The 669-nt window shown below is 37.2% G+C and carries 2 protein-coding genes; both read left to right on the forward strand.

The genetic code is table 11. The features are described from left to right. Positions 1–247 precede the first annotated feature (247 nt). Positions 248–523 carry a type II toxin-antitoxin system Phd/YefM family antitoxin gene (locus ABD296_RS49715; protein WP_001015563.1) on the forward strand — a complete coding sequence of 92 codons (276 nt, stop codon included), beginning with the start codon at positions 248–250 and terminating at the stop codon, positions 521–523. Continuing rightward, on the forward strand, positions 486–669 hold a 184-nt coding region (locus ABD296_RS49720), incomplete at its 3' end, for a type II toxin-antitoxin system RelE family toxin (protein WP_344285591.1). The genes ABD296_RS49715 and ABD296_RS49720, both read left to right, overlap by 38 nt.

Consider the following 669-nt stretch of genomic DNA (forward strand, 5'->3'; position numbering starts at 1 on the left):
GTATCGGGGTGTACCTTCAGTACAGGTTCTGCGAGTACCACCAAATATTGGATAAAAAGCTGATTTAAAAAGCTACCTTTTAGGGTGGCTTTTTTATTAAGACCTATTAAGTGGTTGTTAAACAGGTCTTGAAACAGATCTTCAAATTGTTTATATTGAGTTAACCCTGTAGCAAACTTAACTTTCTGAGGACGGTTCTAATCAATTGGCTACAAATTGATGTAGGACACATCAAATGAGAAACGTCATGAACCACATAATCCATAGTCGATTTGTGGCTAGTGTTTCTGAATTAAAAAAGAATCCTACAGCAGTTGTACAAAATGCTTTTGGCGAAGCAGTAGCAATTCTGAATAGAAATAATCCAGAATTCTACTGTGTTCCGGCAGCAATGTATGAACGCATGATGGATCTAATTGAAGATCAGGAACTAATTAAACTAGCCGAGCAAGTTGATACTGACGAAACTGTGAAGGTATCTATTAATGAGTTACGAGCTAGAGTTCTCAAAAACAGCTCTTAAAAAGTTTGACAAACTTAACCCACAAATCGCTGAGCAGTTTATTCGTAAGCTGGAAGCAATCCTAGATAACCCTAAGATACCGAAGAATAAGGTGAGAGGATCAGTTGATCTATATAAGATTAAACTGAAATCAGCAGGATACCGCC

Origin of the sequence: Actinomadura napierensis (genome assembly GCF_039529375.1) — a bacterium.
Lineage (GTDB): Bacteria > Actinomycetota > Actinomycetes > Streptosporangiales > Streptosporangiaceae > Spirillospora > Spirillospora napierensis.

What these genes read in the sequence shown, in the direction of transcription:
- ABD296_RS49715 (WP_001015563.1), top strand. Translation starts at nt 248, where the DNA reads ATGAACCACATAATCCATAGTCGATTTGTGGCTAGTGTTTCTGAATTA.